Consider the following 22625-nt stretch of genomic DNA (forward strand, 5'->3'; position numbering starts at 1 on the left):
TTAATACTAAAATGTTATTCGGTTCATTTCACAATACCTATTTGTATATTATTGATCCTTCTTGTTACACTTATTTTTAAAAAAATAAGTTTTTTTTTTTTAAATACCTATACTGAAATCAAAAATAGGTATTATAATTTTCAGCAATTTATCTAGTTTTGACTTCCTTCAGGTTCCTTTTTAATCGGTTCCGTTTTATTCCAAACTTTTATTTCATCATCAGCTGTTATACCAGATAACACCTCAACATTAATACCGTCTGACAAACCAATTTCTATTTCTCTTTTTTCGAATTCCTGATCTCCTGTTTTTATTTCTACATAAGGTTCTTCTGTCTTTCTATCAAATTGTAATAATGCCTCTTTAATTGCTAAAATATCTTCTTTTACATCTAAAACAATAGAAGCATTTGCACTATACCCCGCTCTTACAAAATATTCTTTATCCAAAAAAACTTCACCTTCTATTTTAAACTGCACAGCTCCTTGTTCTTCATTACCTTTTGGAGCAATAAATTTAAGCTTTGCATCAAATTCTTTATCTCTAATAGCTCCTAAACTTACCTTAAGAGGCATCTCTATTTTAAGTTTACTTACTTCTGCTTCATCCACTTTCCCCTCAAAAATCATTTTGTTTAGATCTGCAATAGTTGCAATAGAAGTTCCTGCATTAAAATTATTACTCTCTATCACCTGATCACCTTCTTTTACCGGAATTTCTAAGATTGTTCCCGATACAGTAGCTCTAATATTAGTATTAGCAGAAGAAGATCCTCCTGCAGATCCTAATCGTATAATCTGAAGATCACTTTGCGCATTAGAAACATCTTGCTTAGCACGATTATAATTAAGTTCGATTGCATTAAAATCTTGGCTTGATATTACTCCTTTCTCAAACAGCGCTTTATTTCTATCGTATTCTGTTTTAGAATTATTCAGCACGATTTGCATATTCTTAACACGACCTCTAGCGCTATTCAATGATTGTTCATTTGGCACAACTTTTACTTTGGCAATTAAATCACCTGTCTTTATTGCTGCTCCTTCTTCGACAAATATTTTTTCTATGATTCCAGATATTTGAGGTTTAATTTCTACTTCATCTTCCGGAACTACTTTTCCTGTAGCTACTGTTTTCTCTTCAATAGAGGTTCTAAAAGCTTTTTCCGTAGTAAATACAATCGGTGATTTACTATTAGAATCTATGATGTACTTGCCAGAAAATCCTAGCAAGGCTATAAAAACTACTACTAATAAAATTTTAAAAAACTTCTTCATTGTGATTGATTAGATTATTTTGATTGTTATTTTATTCTTCCCTTAATGCTTCAATTGGTTTTATACTTACCGCTTTCTGTGCTGGAATCAACCCGATTATGGTTCCTAAAAGCACTATAGATAACAGTGCTCCCACAACAGCAAAGAAATCTACAGTAGGATTCAGTATGGGGACGTCATCGCTATTACCAACAGCATTATTTACTCCCCAAAGAACGAGAGTTCCAAAAACAAAACCTATAAGACCTGCTATAAAAGTTAACATAATAGATTCTAACATTATTTGCCCTCTTATTTCTGAAGGAGTAGCTCCTAATGCTCTTCTGACACCAATCTCTCTTGTACGTTCTTTAACAGTTATCAGTAATACATTACCAATAGCAATTACACCTGCTATAAGTGTAGCGATACCAACGATATATGTTATTAATCGCATCCCAGCTAAAAATCCGTTTATTTTTGCCACTTCTTCTCCTAGATTAAAACTTCCAAAAGCCTGATCATCATCAGGGTGCACATCATGCATTCGCTTAAGTGCAGTTTTTATTTTGGCTTCTGTATTAACTATATTCTTATCCGCTTTAGCCGTTATTACCATCCAGGAAATGTTTCTTCCTTGATTGAAAATAGTTTGAAATGTAGTAAAAGGAAGGAAAATAGAATCATCACCTTCAAATCCTTGCTGAGTAGGCTTATAAACACCAATTACCTTAAAATATATCCCATTAATCTTCACAAAACTGCCTATAGCTTCTTCGCCTTTATCATAAAACTGTTTATAAATATCTTCACCAATCACACAAACTTTACGTTCATATTTAATATCTTCTTCATTTATAAATCTACCACCATCAAATATTTTTTTCTTTGATACTTTATCTATCGTTGGGTAATCTCCGAACACCTTAAATGCTCCGGATTTGGACCCTCTAACAAATTGACCTGGAGGCGTTCCCCATTGTCCTGTAACATTACGCGGTGCGATGTACTCTATATCACTTATTTGTGATTCTAAAGCTTCTACATCATCCAAAGTAAGTTGCATACCTCGTCCTCTTTTAAAGCCATTATTAGGCATACTAGTCTGTTGTCCCCAAAGAAACATAGTATTTGTAGCAAAATCATTAAACTGACTTCTAAAACTGTTATCCAGCCCTTTTGCCATTCCTAAAAGAACTACAAATAAAAATACTCCCCATGTTACACCTATAACAGTGATGATCGTTCTGATTTTATTCTTACGAATTGCTCCGTATATTTCTTGCCAGGTATCTCTTTCGAATATAAATTTCATACCAATTATTTTTGTTTAATCATCTCTAAGCGCAATGATCGGTTTGATTTTTGCCGCCCTTCTTGCAGGAATATATCCAGCTAACAATCCTGAAAGCACTAACGTAATTGTTGCCACTACGATAACACCTGTGTCTACCTTTGGGTTAAGAATAAAAAACTCTTCTAAGTTATTACCTATTAGTTTCAAAATTAGCATACCTAATATCAATCCTAAATATCCAGCTATAGCGGTAATCAAAACTGACTCCTGAAGCACCATTGCTATAATGGATCTAGGAGATGCCCCTAAAGCTTTTCTAATACCCAATTCTTTTGTTCTTTCCTTTATACTAAAAGTCATAATATTACCAATACCAATAACTCCTGAAATTAATGTTCCTATTCCTACTACAAATATAAGCGCATAGATACCACCTAGAATCACCATAGTTTCTTTAATATCTTCTGCAAAACTTCTTACTCTTATGGCACTTTGATCATCAGGAGCTACATTGAATTTTTTCTTGAAATCTTCTTCAATTTTCTCAGAAAAAGCAATAGCCTGCTCTGTATCCATTGCCATATTATAAGATATATTTATTTGATCTAAATGCTCATTATTCCCAAAAAGCAATTGAACTGTTTTATATGGCATATATAGTATTCGTTCTTCATTATCTCCTCCACTATCCTGAAAAACTCCAACAATCTTATACGCGATACCATCCACATCAAGGGTTTTTCCTAGGGCGTTTTCATTTTTAAAAAGATCTTTTTCTATAAGCCTCCCGATAACAATATTTTTAGTTCTTTCTTCAAGATCTGCTTCATTAAGGTATCGTCCTTTCATCATGATGGTTTTTTCTAGATACTGATGATCTGGATGAACCGCTCTGATACTATAATTACCTGATTCCTTTTTATATTTAGCTAATCCATTACGATAAATTCTTGGTGTAGCATATTCTACTTTACCAATGTAATTCGAATTAATAAATTCGAAATCTTCATTTTCAAACTGAATTCTTCTATTTTCCTGGAAACCTTTAAAAGCTTTAGAAGTTCTTCCTCCTCTAATAAAAATTACATTCTGAGCGTCATCTACAAAACTGCTTAGAAAACTATTAAGTAAACCATTACCTAATCCTAATAAAATTGTAAAAATTAATATCCCTAATGCAACTGTGAATCCCGATAAAAAAGTTCGCAACTTATTTTTACCAATTGCCTCAAAAATTTCCTGCCACCTATCTCTATCAAACATATTGTGATGCTCTTACTTGTTCTACAGCTTTATCTTCTACAATAACACCATCTTTGAGATGTACGATACGTTTACACATATTAGCTATATCCTCTTCATGGGTTACAACTAATATTGTTTTTCCTTCATCATTAATACCTTGAATTATATCCATTACTTCATAAGAAGTTTTGCTATCCAAAGCACCTGTTGGTTCATCTGCTAACAACACCTTAGGATCAGCGGCCAATGCACGTGCAATAGCTACTCTTTGCTTTTGCCCTCCAGAAAGTTCGCTAGGTAAATGTGTTGCCCATTCTGCTAAACTAACTTTACCAAGATACTCCATGGCTTTTTCGGTTCTTTCTTTTCTTTTCTTCCTTTGATAATACAAGGGTAATGCTACATTTTCTAGCGCCGATTTGTAATTAATCAGGTTAAAAGATTGAAAAACGAAACCTAAGAACTTATTACGGTACTGTGCCGCTTTTGTTTCGTTTAAACCTTTAATAGGAACTTCATCCAGAAAATAACTTCCGGTATCCGCTTCATCCAGCATTCCCAAAATATTAAGCAATGTAGATTTCCCAGAACCCGACGATCCCATAATAGCGACAAGTTCTCCCTCTTTGACACTAAAATTAATTCCTTTAAGTACATGAAGGGAATTGCTTCCCATTTGGTAAGATTTATGTAAGTCTTTAATTTCAATCATAATACAAGATTAAGATTTATCAGGCATAAAATTACACCTGTTTTCTTTTAACTGAGACTCACTGACTCTGTGATATAATAAATTCTAATAGATCAATTTTCTAGTTTTCCCTCTAGAAACATTATGGATTGGTTAGTGTAGTCTTATTTGATAAGACTTATCCTACGCTAGTTTTGTTACACTTAACAGTGTTAGGAAAATGTTAAAGATTTACATATGTAATAAAAACTACGAATTACTATCCGAAGTTTTTTTCTTGTTTCTATAGATAAAGTAGCCTACAGCACCAATAAGAACATATGGAATTATCATTAAATATACGATCCCATTATTAATCCCTTTTGCTGTCTTCTGCCCTTCTTCGCTTTCTAATACCGCCCTACACATAGCACATTGCGCATCTACAGGAATTGTAAAGAATACTAATAAAATTGATATGTAGAATATTTTAGTTCTCATCTTAGATACGAGCCTAGGCCGGAATGACAAATTTAAGTTTTAACATTAGTTATAGTATGGAGAAATCATTAGATAAACAATCACTCCGGATATTGCCACATACAACCAAATAGGAAATGTGATTTTTGCAATTTTACGATGTTTATCAAATCTCTTCGCTAATGCTCGAACATATGTAACCAAGACAAATGGAATTACTACCACAGATAAAACAATATGCGTAATTAATATAAAATAGTATATGTAACGAATAGCACCTTCTCCTCCAAATTTTGTTGAATCACTAGTCATGTGATAGGCTACATACATCACCAAAAACAAAACTGAACATATAATCGCCGATTTCATTAAGTTTTCATGTAACTTAATCTTCTTATTCATAATTGCCCAAAATGCAGCCATAAGAATAACAGCTGTTAACCCATTAATACTCGCATAAATTGGAGGTAAAAAAGTCAACGGTTTTACATCAAAACCTAATTTACGAAGATTCACTCCAAATAATGCAGCGACTGCTAATGGTATGACTATGGACAATATAATGATCCACTTATTATACTTACTTTCTGGATCTGATGTATCTCTATTCATCTTTCTTTAATAATTTCTTAATGTCTTCCAATAAGATTGTGACTTGTTCCTCTTCTCCGTTTTCATCCTTTTTCTCTTCAACTCCGATGGTTCCTCTGTAGTAAATAATAGGATTTCCAGAAGCATCATAGCGCGATCTAATATACCCTTCCTGATCTATCAATGCAAAATATCCATTGTGTTCAAATCCTCCTGGAACTTCTGGGTTTTCCGCAGCATAAATATTAAACCCAGCATTAGCCAAGTCATACAAATCTTCTCGTTCTCCTGTAAGTAAGTTCCAATCTGGATTTGTTATCTCATAATTTTCTGCATATTTCTTAAGTATCCCTGGTGAGTCACGTTTTGGGTTAATTGTAAAAGAAGCAATACCAAAATCCTGATATCCCTTAAGTTTATCCTGTAAATACACCAAATTACGAGTCATTCTAGGACAAATAGTAGGACAACTAGTAAAGAAGAAATCTACTACATATACTTTTCCTTTATAATCATGATTAGTAATAAGTAAACTATCTTGATTCAGAAATGCGAATTCTGGAACCTTTCTAGGTTTTCCATTAATCTTTATATAGGAAAGTTTTTCATTAGCTATTGGATTATCAGCGCTCATCCTATCATTTTTCACAATAGAAGTATCCTTAACTCTATTCACAATTTTAGGGACAAAAATGATTCCGAAAATTAATATGACAAATGATATACCTACGTATGAATACTTCTTCATTTTCTATTTTTCTTTACGATCTGCTTTATACTTTTTTAACGCTAAACGATACTCCGCCAGAATTACTTTCACATCATCAACCATTACATTGTTCAGGTCTGCTACTGAGCTTGTATCGTAACCATATATCTTCTCTTCATTTTTTTGCAAGTTCTCTTCTCTGCCTCTCAGATTAGCATCTTTATCAATAATAAACACATAGTTAGTAGCGTTTTTTTGATCTAACGCATATGGTGTCTTTAATCCCTTGAAAAAGCGCTGTATACTTTCTGGAGTTCCAAAAAGAAATTCCCATCCAGATACATCAGTTGTATCATCTAATTCATCTAAAAGTTCTTTTGCAGCATTTTCGCTTCCATAAGGTAAAATCATTACAAACTGAAAATCCCTGAACTCATAATTTTTTTTGTAAATCTTTTGAGTAAGATTAAATGCGTTTCCCTTTTTATTGTAAATACCTTCTCCAAAAAAACCTAATACCGTAATCTTATCTTTTAAAGTAATTTGTTCTCCGTTAAGACTTTCGAAGTCATCAAGATTACCTATATACTCTTCTAATACAGGAAGTTTAGAAAAGTTATCTACTGCTGAAGCAAAAAACAAATACATCACTATTGGTAGTATAAACAGTATTCCGAGAACTAAAAACTTTTTCATCAAATTATAGACTTTACTTCATTTACAAAAATAAAAAAGACGGTTGAAAACAACCGTCTTTTAATATCTTTTATTATGCTTTTAACGTATCCAAAAAGGCGATATTAGAAGTCCCAGCTTTTATGTCCTGCTTTAAATACTTCGTATATATAATCACCTTCAGTAAGTAATATAAACATCAAGTAGCAAATTAGAAATATCGCTGTCCATACTACTGCCCTTCTTAATCCTTTGGTTTCACCTTCCATGTGCATAAACGCCCAGGTAATTAGATATGCCTTGTATAATGTTAATATGATAAAAAACCAGTTAAGTAACTTCATACTTATAAAGGTTGCCATCATAAAATCAGGTTTCCAGATTCCAAATATTACTTCTACAATGGTTACAAGAGATAATATAAAAAATACTTTCCAGATTCTTGATATATTCGATTCGTGATGTGCTGTATCGTGTGCCATTTTATTCTAAATTCTATTTATTATTATACTAGGTAGAAGAATGTAAATACAAATACCCAAACCAGATCGACAAAGTGCCAGTATAAACCAACCTTTTCTACCATTTCGTAACTCTTTCTTCTCTCATATGTTCCAATAATTACATTAAAGAATATAATTATATTAATTACAACTCCAGAGAATACGTGGAATCCGTGAAATCCAGTAATAAAAAAGAAGAAATTAGCAAACAAAGGTGTTCCATATTCATTATGAACTAGATTAGCTCCTTCTACAACACCTATTGCATCTGCATTTAATCTTCTTATAGATTCTTCTCTTGACAATATTGTTTTCTCTCCTTTATCGGTTAGAATTTGTGTTCTTATTAAAAGATCACTTCTTTTTGAGAAACCAGCTTTTATTTCTTCAACCGTATATGTTGGAAGTGTACCTTCTGATTCGTACCACACTCCTTTTTTACTTTCGTGTTCTATTCTTTCTTTATGATGGTCTACAATTGCAATATCATGCAACGCTACTCTATGACCTTCAGCATCCACAAATTGTAGTATTTGACCACCTCTAGTCTCCACAGCACCATATTCTCCTTTGATAAAGTTTTTCCACTCCCATGCTTGTGAGCCTACGAATATTGCTCCTCCAATAATGGTAAGAAACATATAAAGAATCACTTTCTTTTGTTTCATATGATGACCTGCATCCACAGCTAACACCATAGTTACAGAAGAAAAAATCAATATAAACGTCATCAATGCCACATAATACATAGGCGCATCTACTCCATGAAGAAACGGAAAGTGATTAAACACTTCATCCGCAATTGGCCATGAATCGATAAACTTAAATCTTGAAAAACCGTAAGCAGCAAGAAAACCGGAGAACGTAAGAGCATCAGACAGGATAAAAAACCACATCATCATCTTACCATAACTCACCTTGAGCGGTTGATTACCTCCACCCCAAGTTTTACCTTCCGTACCTGTGTTAGTAACAGTTGTTTCCATATAAAGAATTTGGTATTGTTAAATTTTCCACAAAAGTAATCAATTTTATTATCTAACGAAATATAAAAATAAAAAGAGATAAACCCATAAAACATCTACGAAATGCCAATACATAGCACCCAGTTCTAAACCAAGGGTTTGCCCTCTTTTATACTTTTGTTTAAAATGATTATAAATTACGACTAAAAGCACTAGTAGCCCTACAATTACGTGAACAATATGTAATACTACTATAATATATAAAAATGTTGGAACAATATTAGCAGATGGTCCTGTAAAATAATATCCTTGTCCCATTATATCCGCAAAACCTTGAAATTGCATAAACACAAACAAGATTCCAAGACCTAATGTCGTTAACAATAAAATGCTTGCTAAGCTTTTTTTCTCATTTTCAATGGCTCTTTTAACCAGATATAACGCTATACTACTAGCAATCATAACCAACACACTTATGATAAAAGAATTTGGAAAAACAAGATCAGTCAACCAATCTTCTCTGGTTTTACTTACCACATAAGCACTGGTAAGACCTGCAAATGTCATGGTCATACTCACCATTGCAAACCACATCATGGTTTTTTTTGCCCTTTTCTGTTTTTCTATTGTTGTCCCTTGCGTTAAATCCATGCACGAATAAATTTATCTGCTACATAAATAATTTGCAGCAATGTAATATAAGACACACTCGCCAGCATCAATTGTTTTGCTGTCTTGGCATCTCTAACTTTATATAAACGAATTGCATACCTAAGTAAAAATCCGCCAATTAATAAAACTAAAATTCCGGAAACCGGGGTAATATATAATTTACCAGTAACACCAAACACAGGTATTAATGAAGTAGCAACTGTCCATATGGTGTAAATCACAACTTGAGTAGCTGTCCCTTTATCTCTTTTCCCAGTAGGCAACATAAAGAAACCTCCTTTTTTATAATCATCAAACAAAAACCAACCTATCGCCCAAAAATGAGGGAATTGCCAGAAAAACTGTATCATAAATAGGGTGCCCGGTTCGATACCAAAATCATTTGTGGCCGCGACCCATCCCAACATAAAAGGTATAGCTCCAGGAATTGCCCCAACAAAAACAGCCAATGGAGTTTTGGTTTTTAGTGGCGTATATAAACTAACATATATAAAAATTGAAATAGCCCCAAACATTGCTGTCTGCGGATTGATAAAATATAAAACAGAAATTCCTAAAATGGTAAAAATAGCAGCAATTGCAAAAGCGGTATTTACAGACATTCTTCCTGATGGAATTGGTCTGTCTTTGGTACGATCCATCAAAACATCCAGATCACGTTCTATAATCTGATTAAATGCATTAGACGCTCCCACCATAAAATAACCACCTATCGATAAAAGTACAAGCGTACTCCAAGAAATGGTTTCAACTCCTAACAAGTAGCCCGCCACGGATGAAAAAACTACACTCAATGCCAATCGCATTTTAGTGATCTCTTTAAAATCCTGAATCACAGAAACTTTGGCAGTATCGACTTGGGTTATACTCAAATTTTGCACGTTAACTAAATAGCTTTTTTAAAAAGTGGTGCAAAGATATGCGTTAAAAGCATTTTAGACAACTTATAACTATTTATAATTCACCTTTTAACAACTGTTTTAGCTAAATAAACGGTTTTTAGCATAGTTACAGCAAAGTTTTTACGATCTAAAGCTTGACATCAGTCAAAGTAAAAACCCAGCTAAAATTAGCTGGGTCTTCATTATTTAATCAAGTATTTTAAAAGCAATAGGCAAAATATATTTCACCCGTACCGCTTCATCCCCAATTTTTCCAGGTTCCATGTTTGAAAACTTATCCACAACTCTTCTAGCTTCTCTTTCTAAAGCAGGATGCGGTGCCCTAACTTTAACCTCTTTAATAACCCCATCGGTATCGACCTGAAACTGAACATGGATCCTTTGCAACCCCTTTAGGCCATATTTCTCACCTAAACTAGCATTAAATTTTTTAGAGACTAATCGCTTAATCTTACTTGAGAAGCAAGCTATTCTATCATCATTATTATCAAATCCTTCGCAACCAGGGTAAATCGGTGCTATAGCAACCTTATCAATATCATAAACAATCTTTTCCTCAATACCCACATCTACGATCGAATCAATTGGAGGTGCTTTAGACTCGCCTTCATCAATTCTCTTGCCTAATTCGTTTTTGAGATTTTTCAAAGCAGCATTATTATCTATTACTTTTGGCTTTGTCCAATCTACTTTTTTAACCTTTTTTGTCTTAATGTTCACCTCTTTTTTTGGAGTTCTTTCAACTCTAAAAACATCCATTGTAAAATTAGTGTCACCTGTGTCCTTAGAAGCAATGTTAGGTAATTCAACTACTGAAACAGAAGTATACATCTCGAACATTACAAAAGTGAATAAAAGGCTTGCTATTAGCCCAATCTGAAAGTTTACCAATGTACTTTTTCGTACATTAGCGTCATGCTTGTTACTCATACTATTTAGTTTTAACGTTACAATTAAAATTTAAATCAACAAGCATACCAAAAGGAATCCCGTATACGATTATCGTAACGGGATTCTGATATTTTAAGATGTATTCTTACTTATTCCTGAACCTTAAACACAATAGGTAACTGATACTTAACTGTAACAGGCGTTTTACGTTGTTTTCCTGGTGTCATTGTTGGAAATAATCCAATTACTCTTTCCGCTTCTTTTTTAAGCTTAGGATGTGGTGCTCTGACCTGAATATTCTGAACAGTTCCATCAGCAGCTACATCAAACAATGCATATATTCTTTGAACACCACTTAAACCGTACTCACTTCCTATATCTGTATTAAATTTCCTAGAAATAATTTTACCTATCTTCTCAGAAAAACAGGCAGCTCTTTCCTTATTAGTCTTTAAACGCTCACAACCAGGAAAAATAGGTACGTCTTCTACTATAGAAAAAGGAACATTTTCCGGAATTTCCTCTTCTTCTTTATCCACTAAAGCATCTGGATTAAATGGTGTAGATTCTACTGGCTCTACACTTTTGAACTCTTCTTTAATATCGTCTAATACAACATCATCCTTAACGACTTCAAATTCTGTAGGATCCGGAATTGGTTCAGGTCTTTTTTGTGCTACCACTTTTTGCTCTGGCTCCTGATAGACTTCAAACGCCCCATCCCATATAAATTGCTCATCTTCTTCCACTATTGGATCAGAAATAATCTTGTCAATAGAATCAGAAGTATACACTTCGAACATCACATAGGTGAATAATAGACTTGCTACAAGTCCAATCTGAAAGTTTACCAATGTGCTTTTCCGCACATTAACATCATGCTTGTTACTCATATTATTTAGTTTTAACGTTACAGTTACTACTAAACACAACAAGCATACCAAAAAAAGAATTCTATCTACTATAAATTAAAATGGATTCTTTTGACTTTTTTTTAAGCAACCAACATCCTATTTGACCGCAAATTTTATCGGCAATGCGTAAAGCACACCCACATCTTCTCCATCTAATTTAGCAGGTTTCATCTTAGGCAACATTTTCACTACCCTAATTGCCTCCTTTTCCAGTTCTGGATGAGGACCTTTAGATTGCACATTAATAACATTCCCACATTTGCTGATAGAAAAACGAACATAAATCGTATTAATACCTGATAAACCAAGTTTTTCAGCAATCTTTACATTGAAACTTTTATTAACAAACTTTTTAATTTTTTCACTTAAACAACGTTTATCTTTTTTTGCCTTTCCCGTTTCTCGACATTCAGGGTGTATCACCTGATTATCAAAAACCATATCTTTGAAATCTTTTCCAAAGTCTCTTTGAACATAGAATAACTTACGATTATTTTTATTCTCCGATGACTTCGCTACTATTTTAAGTTCAAAAAACACAGCTACAGCTTCTCCTTTATGTTTTCCTGGACGTATTCGTGGAACTTTAGATAATTTAGCAATAGCTTCTTTAGCATACCTATCCATAATCTCATCATTACCCGAAACATAAAACTGTTTCACAATTCCAGTAGTATCAATAACAAATTGAATTGTCGCTCGTAATGGGGTTGAAACATATTTATTTTCTTTATCGAAACCATTTTTTATATGTTTTCTTACCAATTTCATAACCGAAAGACCAAAACAGTTACGTTGCTCACAATCTTCTCCCCATGTACTACATCCAGCAAATACCGGAGGAACATCCACTTCTTTAAATGGGACAAAATCACCAAAAGATCTCCTAGTAGTATCTGTTTTTACCTGATATGGTCTTGAGTTTAAAAAATTAACACTAAAAATCAACAAAAATATTATCAAATATTTGGTAGATCGTTTTACAAATTGATCGGTTATATTATACATATTCTCAGTATCGTTTTACGATTTAAAAAATTTATTTTGATAGTATGTGTCAAAATCCAATACTATGTTACCTTCTACTATGTTATTTCTTCAAAAATTGACATAAAAAAACTTCCATTAAACTAATAATGGAAGTTTTATATAAAAATATATTTTTACTCTAATCCTGAACCTGGAAAACAATTGGTAAAGAATACAGTACACCTACTGCTTTTCCTCTTTGTTTACCTGGAGTCATTTTAGGAAGCATCTTCACTACTCTTTGAGCTTCTTTCTCTAATCTTGGGTGAGGACCTCTAGCCTGAACACCTACAATATTTCCGCTTCTATCAATTTTAAAACGAACATATATTCTATTCACTCCAGAAAGACCTAACTCACTTCCTAATTCTGTATTAAATTTACGGTTAACAAATTTCTTAACCTTATCACTCATACATTTCTTTTTAGCAGCATTTCCAGCTTCCTTTTCACAACCAGGAAAAACCGGTACATTTTCAATTACCGCAAAAGGTACATCAGCAATTTCTTCCTCTTCTTCTACATCTTCTACTTCTTCTACCTCTACTATTTCTTCTTCTTGATTGGTTTCAGTAGATTCAATAATTGTTTCTTCTACTTCCTCTTCATCCTCTACAACATCAATAATTTCTGGTGCTGGTGGCGGAGGAGGTGGAGGTGGAGGTGTATTTAAGTTCTGAGTAATAGGAACTTCTTCTTCCTCTAATTCATCAAGATTAACCTGACCAATATCGATATTACTTCTGTCATAGGTTTTCCACTCTATACTTTGCCAAGTGACAAATAAAACTAAAATAAGTCCTAATTGTAAAAACAAGGCACTTTTTTTGGTTAAATCTGCTTTCGGATTTTTCTTCGGTTCCATATTACAATGTTATTATATGATTGCTAAAATAGCTAATTTCTTTTGTATTTTCCAAGTAATAGTCAAAATGTAAAACAAAAAATACAATTTTTAACTTTTAGCAACTACAAATTATGTTATTATTACTGGCAACTAATCGCATATACTTATGCATTAATAGTATTTCACCCTAAGGCTAACTAACTTATTTTTAAGTATTTTCAAAATAAATACAGCAAAAACAATGCCACTAGTATTTGCCAAAACATCATTCCACTCTGGACTACGATAGTCTGTCAATATTGCTTGAAAAAATTCCATTAAAACTCCAAACAAAAAAGCTAAAACAGCAGCTCTTATCCAACTTCTAGAGAATTTTCCTGGTTGTTTTTCCGAATAAAAGAAAAACAAAAACCAAACAATTGTAAAAACAAAGTATGCTAGCAAATGCCCAATTTTATCACTTCCTTTCACATTAACATCAACCGGAATAATAACTTTAGCTAGAGACAACCAGCCAATCAAACCAGTATACCCTAATACTAATGTAAGCAAATACTTATGCACCAATAAGCTCTTTATAACTATCTGCTGATAAAAGATCATCTATTTGCGACACATCAGTCATCTTAATCTTCACCATCCATCCTTCACCGTACGGGTCACTATTAACCAATTCTGGATCACCTTCTAAAGTTTCATTAAATTCCGCAATTTCTCCGGTTAAGGGTAGAAATAAATCAGAAACTGTTTTTACAGCTTCTACAGTCCCGAAAACTTCTTCTCGTTCTAGTTCTTCACCTACGGTTTCAACCTCTACATAAACGATATCACCTAATTCACTCTGCGCAAAATCTGTGATTCCTACTGTAGCGATGTCTCCATCTATTTTGATCCACTCATGATCCTTTGTGTATTTTAATTCTGAAGGAATATTCATCCGAAAAAGTATTTATAAGTTGTTATTATTTTGAAGACGAAAATAAATCTATTTTATCAGATTTTCGAAAAACAGCTTTAAAAATTATTAAAAATTAATAGTCAACCAACTTAATTACATAGTCACTAATGAAATCTTACCTAATCACTATAGTATCTTGATTAATTTCCAAAATTATATCGTAACGTAAAACCTCCACGTATTGTAGTTTGCGGAAAAGCAGTAGAAATCGAATACTCAGAGAACGTATGATCATAAAACAATAATGCCGTTAAGTTTTTGCTTAAAGCATAATCGGCAGTAAACTTAATACCATAAATATCCTGACCCGCGGTTACTTGCGTATTTTCTATATCCAAATACCTAATCACGGTTTCGTTTTGACGAAGTGACAGATCTGCTCTAAAATTAAGATCACTCTTTAGGGTAGTCTTTTTCCCAGCTATTCTAGTTACAAATGTCAAATCCTGCATTCTATATCCAAGACCAATTATATACTCATTTCCTTGAATCTCTGTAAGTAAGTTATTATCAAAACTTAGTGATAAAGCTCTATCCTTTTTCCATTCGGCAAGGATTTTTATGGAGTTCTTCATTTCCATATCCAATCGTATCAAAGGACTAAATTGCTCTGTAAGATTAATATTAGCGTATAACTCTGGATTTTTGAAATTATCTCCTTGATCTAATTCATTTGGATTATTTGGGTTGTAATCAAGATTTGTCTGAAACTGATTGATGGTATAATTGGCACGATACCCGTGTGCCATAGAAAACCTTTTAAAACGTTTCTTAAACCACTTTAAGTTCATTAAACCTGTATATTTAATATCCCAGTTAGGAAGCGGAACATCTCTAAAAGCACCTTTCTGAACACTTTCTGGATTTGCTCCTGTATATGCCGCTAGGAACGCAGGTAAAAGAACTGCTTGGTTTGTTGGTCCAAATCCATCAGGAAAACCATCTCCATCTGAGTCCGCAGTTATACCTCTTTCTAGCGCCAAACGCCTTGCAATAACTAGCCTATTTTCTCTAAACTCATCAAAAGTATCAGAAGTAAACTCATCACTTGTCTTAAACGCTGTCTTTATCAATAAAGTAGAGATTGTATAATTACCAAACGTATTTGGTGTCAATGATTCATATTCCAAATCACTATCAACTCTATAATTCTCCGTGAAGGTTTCTGAATAATTCCTACTAGCACTAATATCAATTTTAAGATCCTTTAGTAAATCTACCGAAGCTTGCACATTCAATTGCCTTCCTTCTACTTCTCTATACTGTTGATTAAAATCTTGATACAAAGTCAACCAACCATTTCTTGCTGCTAAATCTCTTATTTCTGCCTGACTCCCAAAGGTAAAGCCAGCTGTAGGCTTTAATGTTCCCACAAATCCAGGTTCGCGTAAATATCCTGGCAAGAAAATACCATTATCTTGTTGATAGTTAATATTCACCTTTTTAACTGCAGTAACCAATCCTATCACTGTATTTAAAGCTTTATCAACAACCGTAAGTTTACTAGATTTCTTTTTTGTCTTCTTAGTCTTTTTATTATCTAAAGTAGGCTTTGACGCATCTTTTTCTCCCTCTTCTTTCGTCGTCTTCCTTTTCTTAGTTTTCTGTCTTCCTGGTTTTTTCTTAGTTAGACCAACATACTTATACAAAGTCCCCATATCTAATGAACCAGTGACATTGTGCACATTAGCATTCTGAATACTATTTCCTAAATCTGGAATTCCTTCCAGATTTTTCAGCGCTTCACTTCCTTTGGTCCACTGAAAATCTGCGGAATAGGAGTATGTAGCTCTCATAAATTTAAATAAAGGAATCTTATTAAAAGGAATTTCATAATTTACCTGCAATTGCTGGCTATGGAAGTTAGGATCACCAATATCAAATAAACCACTCCACACCCCTACAGAATTATTTATAGCGCCATCATCATCAATAAAATTCTTTACAATTCTATTATTAGCTGAATTAAAGCTAAAATTTAGTGATTTTGTAAGGTTATAATTAATACCATACTGCCAGTCAAATAGAAAATTACGCTGTGTAAGTGCAGGTAATCTGATATCACTTGGTCCTAACGTAATATCTCTAAAGACCTGTTCATTAAACTGTCTGTTTATATTAGAATTGACAGAAATACTAGTTGGCAACAAATTAAAATTAAAGTCTTTTAATAAGTCAAAGTATTTACTTTTCCCTAAAAGCTTAATTTTCTTAAAAGGCTCTACTTCCTTTGGTTGAAAACTAAAATCATAAGTACCACCTAAACGTACACTTTGATCCAAAGAGTTCTCTATTTCAAAGTCGTGATGATCTGTTTGATTATAGGTTCCAGAAAAAGCAAAGTTCTCTACATCGTATGGCATTGGTTTACTATCACCTGTTCGATCTTTTCGCAATCCTATGACATTAAAACTTTGTCTTTTTGTATAATTAACGGATTGTCTTCTTATTCTTTCTTTTTCATCAGGATTTGTTTCATTATCCAATCTATCCTGTAACTCTATATCTAAAAACTCAGGATCATACTGAGGTGTAATCAGCTCCTCACCTCTACTATAATTAAATGGCACTTGTAAACCCCATTTTTTTGGTAACAACTGTCCTAAGTTAACATTAGTGGTAAGATCATACTGCTTAACATCCTCTATACTACGTTCATTTGGGCCTTGCTCAATCCCACCAAAACCAATAGTACTAATTCTACCTGAAGCACTTACCGTTGCAAAATCAGCAACATTAGCATCCATACTACCAACCGCGGCCCAACCTCCTCGATTCTTAAGGTCACTCAAACGCATTTCGTTAAACCATACTGAGCCAGATTCGTCCGAACCACTAGCATTTTTAACCCCCACCATCATTACCTTTATATCTCCAAAATTAGGATTCCCCTTAATACCTACTCTTAGATTATTAGGTCCATTAAAAAAGTTAAGGTCTGCATTGTTTAAAGATCCATCTCCTATTACAGAAGCTTTTACTTCTTGCAGGAATTCTAATGGAAGGTTTAATCTATTGGCTTCCGGCCATACATCTTCTGCATTACTGGTATTTAAATCAGAAACTACTAATGGCAACTCTATCTGATAAAAGTTGTTCGTAAAATCATTCCCCATTCTGATAAAAGCAACCAATTCATCATTTGTCAATGATGACTGATTAGGCAAATTTTCTGCGTGTAAGAACATTTCCAAGTTCTCATACTGTCGCATATCAACATTAAAGTTTTTATACACACCACGTGCATCATTAGGACTAAGGTTATTAACCGTTAACGCCAATGATCTTTCATCTTCTCGTATTGCAGTATTATTATTTATAAGCTCTTCTCTTCTTACTCCAGGAGGCGTCACATAGTTAGGAGTTTCTTCTTCACTGACTGAAGTTACAATCACATCATAACTACCATTAGGATCCTGAACAATATTTAATCCTTCTGTAGGGTCATTAGTCGTATTACCCGCCTGCACATATCTTCTATAATCACCACGCACCAAATCCAATGTTGCAAACCTTAGAATAACTTCCTGATCAAAATCTGTAACCACCATACGCATAAAACGGATAGATCTAAAATCACTGGGGTTACCGACTCTATCTGGATCTGTTGGATTGTATATTGGAATCTTAAATCGAACCCATCTATACCCATGAGATTGCGCATTAAGTACAGTTCTGGTATCTTCTTTAACATCAGTAATGTAACCTGTTCCTCGGTCATTCCCTATATCCATATCTCTAAAAATGGGGATCTTATACTCGAAATAACTATCAATAGTATTCATTGTATTATCCCTATTCACATCTTCTGCCGTAGGAAACGTGGTATTTCCTCTATCATCATTAGAAACACTCGTAGGAGAATTTCCTTCCGTACCGTTATAATCACGGTACCGTTGAACTATACCACCTTCTCCCTGAAGGAAATATTTATAATCATCATTCGCTGGATCTTCATCATCAAAACCAGGGAAAGCCGCTCTTTCAGCTTCCAGATCTAAACCATCATAACCCACATCCTGATTTACTCTATCTGCTCCTTCTGTATCAAATGCATATATTAAAGACTGACTAACAGGAACTTTAGCTTCATAACTTGTTATAGACGTATCTTCATCAGAACCATCTGCCGGAAGTCCATTTTCATATTGCTTTCTTCCATCTTTTAATACGTCTTCACTTATATTTCCTAAATGAAAAACAATGGTCCCTTCTGTAGCGTTTGTCAATCGATCTCCTGTTCCCGGATCAAAGAACGGATCCATTAACCAAAATTCTATAAACTCTACATTAGATTGTTCAAAATTAGTAGAAGTTAACTGTCTTGTTATTCCTGCAAAATTATCTTCAGGATTCGGTAATGTATTACCAACCGCTTGATCACTAAAGTTATAAGGCCCCCTCTCTGAAGGTCTATAATGTAGATCTAACGGGAATAATGCTAATGTCTGACCTGGAACAATATCTTCGTCAGGAAAAATCTCATTATTAAATACTCTTCTTGCTGGGTTAAATGCCAAATCTTCATCAGATACTCCACTCGGTCTGCCATTACTGTAAAAAATTGGGTCTACCGTATACCAAGATAAATCAGCTCTTCTATCTCCAGATCTAATTCCAGCTTCCACCACCGTTTCATTAGGGTTATTAGACCCAAAACCAATAGGAACACTAGATAACTCCCAAGACAATGCAGAACTTACATCAATCTGTGTTTGTGCTCCTTCAAAATCATCTATATATGTGGTAACTTTCCCTCCAAAATCAGCTCCTCTAGGCGCTCCCGCTATGAGATAGGCACCTTCTGCTCTAACAGAAACATTAGAAGGCACATCCGTATCGATATTTGGTAATTTATTTACCATTCTTGTAAGAAATGGTACTTCTGTAGAATAATTAAGATTAAAACCTAATAAAGTATTGTTGATCGGTTCAAAATCATAACTAGACTTTTGTGTTATTGGTCTTTCATTAAGATTTAAATAAGTACCACCAATAATGAAATTATCACTGAATTTGTGCTCAATATTCAAACCTGTAAAACGCTTTGTCTGCTGACCAAAAACCGCATTATTTTCCGTGGAAACCTGAATAGGTGTATTTGAAGACAATAAAGCTTCATCCAAAATATTCACTCTTCCTAATTGATAATTTACTGTATAATCTACACCTTCTTGTAACGTTCGACCACCTGCAGTAACCGTAACCGATCCTTGTGGAACATTAAATGCTCCTAAAGGAATCCCATCTTGCCCAGAAGATTTATACCTTCCTTTTAACTGAAAATACTTATTATCCGCTGCTTGCTGATCAGCAATTATTTTGGTTTCTGTATATAACTCCCTAAAAACATATTTACTTTGATTGCCATTATAATTTAGAGGATTATTATAATCATTAGGGTTCGTAATTGGGTCATTATCTAACTTATTAAAAAGATGCTGTCCGAAAGGCTCTACAGTCGTAAAAATAATCCTTCCATTTTCGGGATCAATCGTTAATCCTGGAACATAATCAAAGAAACCATCTCCTGCCCCATCTGCTCCCTGCACAGGATCATTATTAGGATTCAATCGATCCATATTGAAAACACTCAATAATCTTGTCTCGGCTACATCATCTGGCAATACTGTAGCAGAACCTTCTGCTTGTGTAATATAATTAACTGAAGAAGGGTTTGTATATACTATATTTAATCTAAAATCATCAGAATCCAGTCTAAAAGCGCCTGTGCTATAGATATTCTTCATCATCAAGTCCCAAATCGGAAGATCTACATTGGTTATTGGACTCTTAAGCATTTTTACCAAAAGACTATTACTAGATCCTGATTGAACACCTGTTCCAGAATCATCACCAATCGTAGCATCTACACCATCATTAGCAAACTCTCCTACTTGAAAAACCTGCCCTCCTACAGTATACTGAAAAGCAATACCCAACACCTCATCATTATTCAACTTTTGATTTAAAGAGATATATCCCAACTGTGTGTTTAAAGTATATTCATTTGAATTTAATTGTCTAGCATTTTCTAAAACCGCATAATCAAAACCTTCATTGAAACTTGAAATAGCTCCAGTAAAACCTTGTTGGACCGTAGGTATTTGTCGCACTGCTTCTGTAATTACACCTCCTGAACCAATAGCCGAAGGATCTAAGTCGTTATTACCATTATCAGGAAAAGATCCGGCTGGCCGATTAAACAAAGAAACAGGTATCGTGAAATTACCTCCATCAGGCGATTCTCCTAAATCCTGAAGTGCAACAATATTCCGAGCATCCGTTAATGTTTGCGCACTGGTTGCTCTATTCGTAAGCCAAACTTCTACCCTAGTAATCTGTATGTTATTGTTGATAAAAGGGTAATTTGTTAAAGCTTGATCATAATTATCTCTAAAGTAATGTGATAAAAAATAGTGTCTATTATCATCATACTCTAATGCATCAATTTCAAAATCTTCTACAGTTCCACCTCCCTGAACGTTTACCGATCTTGTCTCTGATCGTTGCTCTGAATACACCGCAGTAACACTAGTTCTACCAAACTGCAATCCTAGTTTTGCTCCAAAAAGACTTTGAGACCCTTGGATTAAAGAGTTATTAATTGGCATGGTTACATTACCAATTTCTATACTTCTTATAATATCATCTTCTGTTGGCGTATATTCTAATTTTATTTGATTCTGAAAGTCAAAGGTAGATTCAGTATCGTAATTAGCTGTTATCTGAAGTCTTTTACCAACTTTTCCTAATAAACTCAAGCTAATTCTCTGATCAAAATCAAAGGTAAAATTACTCCGGTTTCTTGGAGAAAAGGCTGGATTATCTTGTTTTGTATACAAAATCCCTAAATCCATTTCTACTGATCCCTGCGGAATTATTTCAATCTCATTTCCACCAAATATAGATTCAAAAAAGCTTGATTTTACGTAAAAAATAGGAAGGAGATTTTTACGCTTCTCTTCACTACCATCAGTTTTACCACTAAAAGCGCTTATCTTTTCTTTGAAATAATCTCTTCTTTGCTCTTCTTCTACTAAATCTTCGAATTCTTCAGGAGTTAGAAACAGAGGATATCTAACATTAAATGAACCCAACATCTCACGATATATATAACGATTCGTTATGGGATCATATTCATACTTAGTTAAAATGCTATTTGGATCTGGCAAGGAAATCTCCCCCAGTGAAAATGTGGTGCTTGTAGAATCGCGTACCGTTTCATTTTCTTGACCAAAAAGCACTCCTCCATAAAGTGCGATTAAACAAACTAGTTTTTTTAAAAATTTAAAACGTAAGGAATGTAATGAGCTCAATGCTTTTATAAATTTTTTAATGCTTGTTTAATAATATCTTCTACAGTTTCGGCGGGGCTAGCCTTTAGGATTTTGTCAACAACTTTCTCGACTTGTTTCCTATTGAATCCAAGGGTTTCTAATGCAGATAACGCTTCATCTTTATTAGTATTGTTTTGAGACACAGAAAGTTCATCAATATTATAAACTTTAAGAATTTTATCTTTCAAATCTATAATGACACGTTGAGCTGTTTTTGCCCCAATTCCCTTGATTGATTGTATGGTTGCTACATCATTTGATGCAATAGCATCTTTAACTTGATCAGGGTGTAATGAGGACAACATTGTTCTAGCCGTGCTAGCGCCAATTCCAGAAACAGAAATCAAAAGTCTAAAAATCTCCCGTTCTGATTTTTCCGCAAAACCAAATAACGTATGCGAATCTTCTTTTACTTGTAGATGCGTATATAGTTGTAAAACTTCCTGATCCGGTATTAATGAAAATGTATGTAATGAAATATTTAGTAAATATCCCACTCCATTACAATCTATTATTACATCGGTAGGATTTTTTTCGACAAGCCGCCCTTTGATTTGTGTAATCATCAGTTAAATGAATGTTAAGCATCCAAAAGTAATAAAATTATACTACAAAACAGTTTAAAAAAATAAGCTTCAAAAACTCATCATTTTTGAAGCTTATTTTTATCAAGTTTCGGGA

Annotated in this window: 20 protein-coding genes; all 20 read right to left on the minus strand. The window is 33.7% G+C overall.

Annotated elements, in window-relative coordinates; translation table 11 throughout:
* Window positions 1-152: 152 nt before the first annotated feature.
* The 20 genes from Q0975_RS02085 to ruvA all read right to left on the minus strand — a co-directional run bounded on the left by Q0975_RS02085 (window position 153) and on the right by ruvA (window position 22510).
* Window positions 153-1277: an efflux RND transporter periplasmic adaptor subunit gene (locus Q0975_RS02085; RefSeq protein WP_299432373.1), complete on the minus strand. Its 1125-nt coding sequence runs from the start codon at window positions 1275-1277 to the stop codon at window positions 153-155.
* A gap of 31 nt (window positions 1278-1308) precedes the next feature.
* Window positions 1309-2571: an ABC transporter permease gene (locus tag Q0975_RS02090; RefSeq protein WP_299432376.1), complete on the minus strand. Its 1263-nt coding sequence runs from the start codon at window positions 2569-2571 to the stop codon at window positions 1309-1311.
* 15 nt (window positions 2572-2586) lie between these two features.
* The gene (locus Q0975_RS02095) at window positions 2587-3816 is read right to left on the minus strand and encodes an ABC transporter permease (RefSeq protein ID WP_299432380.1); all 1230 of its coding nucleotides are present in this window, start codon (window positions 3814-3816) and stop codon (window positions 2587-2589) included.
* Window positions 3809-4510: an ABC transporter ATP-binding protein gene (locus tag Q0975_RS02100; protein ID WP_299432383.1), complete on the minus strand. Its 702-nt coding sequence runs from the start codon at window positions 4508-4510 to the stop codon at window positions 3809-3811. Before Q0975_RS02100 ends, Q0975_RS02095 begins: the two co-directional genes overlap by 8 nt.
* A gap of 228 nt (window positions 4511-4738) precedes the next feature.
* Window positions 4739-4969, minus strand: coding sequence for a hypothetical protein (locus tag Q0975_RS02105; protein ID WP_299432386.1), 231 nt, complete (start codon window positions 4967-4969; stop codon window positions 4739-4741).
* Window positions 4970-5014: 45 nt separating this feature from the next.
* Window positions 5015-5560, minus strand: coding sequence for a DUF420 domain-containing protein (locus tag Q0975_RS02110; protein WP_299432389.1), 546 nt, complete (start codon window positions 5558-5560; stop codon window positions 5015-5017).
* Window positions 5553-6287, minus strand: a complete 735-nt coding sequence (locus Q0975_RS02115; RefSeq protein WP_299432392.1) for an SCO family protein — start codon at window positions 6285-6287, stop codon at window positions 5553-5555. The genes Q0975_RS02110 and Q0975_RS02115 overlap by 8 nt, the downstream gene beginning before the upstream one ends.
* A 3-nt stretch (window positions 6288-6290) precedes the next feature.
* Window positions 6291-6944 (minus strand): hypothetical protein, encoded by a 654-nt coding sequence (locus tag Q0975_RS02120; RefSeq protein ID WP_299432395.1) that lies wholly within the window; start codon window positions 6942-6944, stop codon window positions 6291-6293.
* A 104-nt stretch (window positions 6945-7048) separates the two neighbouring features.
* Window positions 7049-7405 carry a cytochrome C oxidase subunit IV family protein gene (locus Q0975_RS02125; protein WP_299432398.1) on the minus strand — a complete coding sequence of 119 codons (357 nt, stop codon included), beginning with the start codon at window positions 7403-7405 and terminating at the stop codon, window positions 7049-7051.
* Window positions 7406-7428: 23 nt separating this feature from the next.
* Entirely contained in the window at window positions 7429-8412 is a 984-nt protein-coding gene (locus Q0975_RS02130) for a cytochrome c oxidase subunit 3 (RefSeq protein WP_299432401.1), read from the minus strand.
* A 48-nt stretch (window positions 8413-8460) separates the two neighbouring features.
* A complete protein-coding gene (locus Q0975_RS02135) occupies window positions 8461-9042 on the minus strand; it encodes a cytochrome c oxidase subunit 3 (RefSeq protein ID WP_299432404.1) in 582 nt (193 codons plus the stop codon).
* Window positions 9033-9935, minus strand: a complete 903-nt coding sequence (gene cyoE, locus Q0975_RS02140; RefSeq protein WP_299432407.1) for a heme o synthase — start codon at window positions 9933-9935, stop codon at window positions 9033-9035. Before cyoE ends, Q0975_RS02135 begins: the two co-directional genes overlap by 10 nt.
* 216 nt (window positions 9936-10151) lie before the next feature.
* Window positions 10152-10895: an energy transducer TonB gene (locus Q0975_RS02145; protein WP_299432410.1), complete on the minus strand. Its 744-nt coding sequence runs from the start codon at window positions 10893-10895 to the stop codon at window positions 10152-10154.
* A gap of 110 nt (window positions 10896-11005) precedes the next feature.
* Complete coding sequence (locus tag Q0975_RS02150) at window positions 11006-11749, minus strand: energy transducer TonB (RefSeq protein ID WP_299432413.1); 744 nt, start codon at window positions 11747-11749, stop codon at window positions 11006-11008.
* A 117-nt stretch (window positions 11750-11866) separates the two neighbouring features.
* On the minus strand, window positions 11867-12778 hold the full coding sequence (locus Q0975_RS02155) for an energy transducer TonB (protein ID WP_299432416.1): 912 nt from the start codon (window positions 12776-12778) through the stop codon (window positions 11867-11869).
* A gap of 160 nt (window positions 12779-12938) precedes the next feature.
* Window positions 12939-13664 carry an energy transducer TonB gene (locus tag Q0975_RS02160; protein ID WP_299432419.1) on the minus strand — a complete coding sequence of 242 codons (726 nt, stop codon included), beginning with the start codon at window positions 13662-13664 and terminating at the stop codon, window positions 12939-12941.
* A gap of 153 nt (window positions 13665-13817) precedes the next feature.
* Window positions 13818-14210: a VanZ family protein gene (locus Q0975_RS02165; RefSeq protein WP_299432422.1), complete on the minus strand. Its 393-nt coding sequence runs from the start codon at window positions 14208-14210 to the stop codon at window positions 13818-13820.
* Window positions 14203-14583, minus strand: a complete 381-nt coding sequence (gcvH, locus tag Q0975_RS02170) for a glycine cleavage system protein GcvH (protein WP_299432425.1) — start codon at window positions 14581-14583, stop codon at window positions 14203-14205. Before gcvH ends, Q0975_RS02165 begins: the two co-directional genes overlap by 8 nt.
* 161 nt (window positions 14584-14744) lie before the next feature.
* Window positions 14745-21923 (minus strand): cell surface protein SprA, encoded by a 7179-nt coding sequence (gene sprA, locus Q0975_RS02175; RefSeq protein WP_366888003.1) that lies wholly within the window; start codon window positions 21921-21923, stop codon window positions 14745-14747.
* A 5-nt stretch (window positions 21924-21928) separates the two neighbouring features.
* Window positions 21929-22510 (minus strand): Holliday junction branch migration protein RuvA, encoded by a 582-nt coding sequence (ruvA, locus tag Q0975_RS02180; RefSeq protein WP_299432427.1) that lies wholly within the window; start codon window positions 22508-22510, stop codon window positions 21929-21931.
* Between the last annotated feature and the right edge of the window lie 115 nt (window positions 22511-22625).

The sequence above is a fragment of the uncultured Aquimarina sp. genome (assembly GCF_947500065.1).
Taxonomy (GTDB): Bacteria; Bacteroidota; Bacteroidia; order Flavobacteriales; family Flavobacteriaceae; genus Aquimarina.

Excerpts from the sequence above, each read along its gene's own strand:
- Q0975_RS02160 (WP_299432419.1), bottom strand. The coding sequence starts at position 13,664 with ATGGAACCGAAGAAAAATCCGAAAGCAGATTTAACCAAAAAAAGTGCC.
- Q0975_RS02085 (WP_299432373.1), bottom strand. The coding sequence starts at position 1,277 with ATGAAGAAGTTTTTTAAAATTTTATTAGTAGTAGTTTTTATAGCCTTG.
- Q0975_RS02120 (WP_299432395.1), bottom strand. The coding sequence starts at position 6,944 with ATGAAAAAGTTTTTAGTTCTCGGAATACTGTTTATACTACCAATAGTG.
- Q0975_RS02125 (WP_299432398.1), bottom strand. The coding sequence starts at position 7,405 with ATGGCACACGATACAGCACATCACGAATCGAATATATCAAGAATCTGG.
- Q0975_RS02110 (WP_299432389.1), bottom strand. The coding sequence starts at position 5,560 with ATGAATAGAGATACATCAGATCCAGAAAGTAAGTATAATAAGTGGATC.
- Q0975_RS02145 (WP_299432410.1), bottom strand. The coding sequence starts at position 10,895 with ATGAGTAACAAGCATGACGCTAATGTACGAAAAAGTACATTGGTAAAC.
- gcvH (WP_299432425.1), bottom strand. The coding sequence starts at position 14,583 with ATGAATATTCCTTCAGAATTAAAATACACAAAGGATCATGAGTGGATC.
- Q0975_RS02130 (WP_299432401.1), bottom strand. The coding sequence starts at position 8,412 with ATGGAAACAACTGTTACTAACACAGGTACGGAAGGTAAAACTTGGGGT.
- Q0975_RS02105 (WP_299432386.1), bottom strand. The coding sequence starts at position 4,969 with ATGAGAACTAAAATATTCTACATATCAATTTTATTAGTATTCTTTACA.
- Q0975_RS02150 (WP_299432413.1), bottom strand. The coding sequence starts at position 11,749 with ATGAGTAACAAGCATGATGTTAATGTGCGGAAAAGCACATTGGTAAAC.
- Q0975_RS02115 (WP_299432392.1), bottom strand. The coding sequence starts at position 6,287 with ATGAAGAAGTATTCATACGTAGGTATATCATTTGTCATATTAATTTTC.
- Q0975_RS02135 (WP_299432404.1), bottom strand. The coding sequence starts at position 9,042 with ATGGATTTAACGCAAGGGACAACAATAGAAAAACAGAAAAGGGCAAAA.
- Q0975_RS02100 (WP_299432383.1), bottom strand. The coding sequence starts at position 4,510 with ATGATTGAAATTAAAGACTTACATAAATCTTACCAAATGGGAAGCAAT.
- ruvA (WP_299432427.1), bottom strand. The coding sequence starts at position 22,510 with ATGATTACACAAATCAAAGGGCGGCTTGTCGAAAAAAATCCTACCGAT.
- Q0975_RS02155 (WP_299432416.1), bottom strand. The coding sequence starts at position 12,778 with ATGTATAATATAACCGATCAATTTGTAAAACGATCTACCAAATATTTG.
- Q0975_RS02095 (WP_299432380.1), bottom strand. The coding sequence starts at position 3,816 with ATGTTTGATAGAGATAGGTGGCAGGAAATTTTTGAGGCAATTGGTAAA.
- Q0975_RS02090 (WP_299432376.1), bottom strand. The coding sequence starts at position 2,571 with ATGAAATTTATATTCGAAAGAGATACCTGGCAAGAAATATACGGAGCA.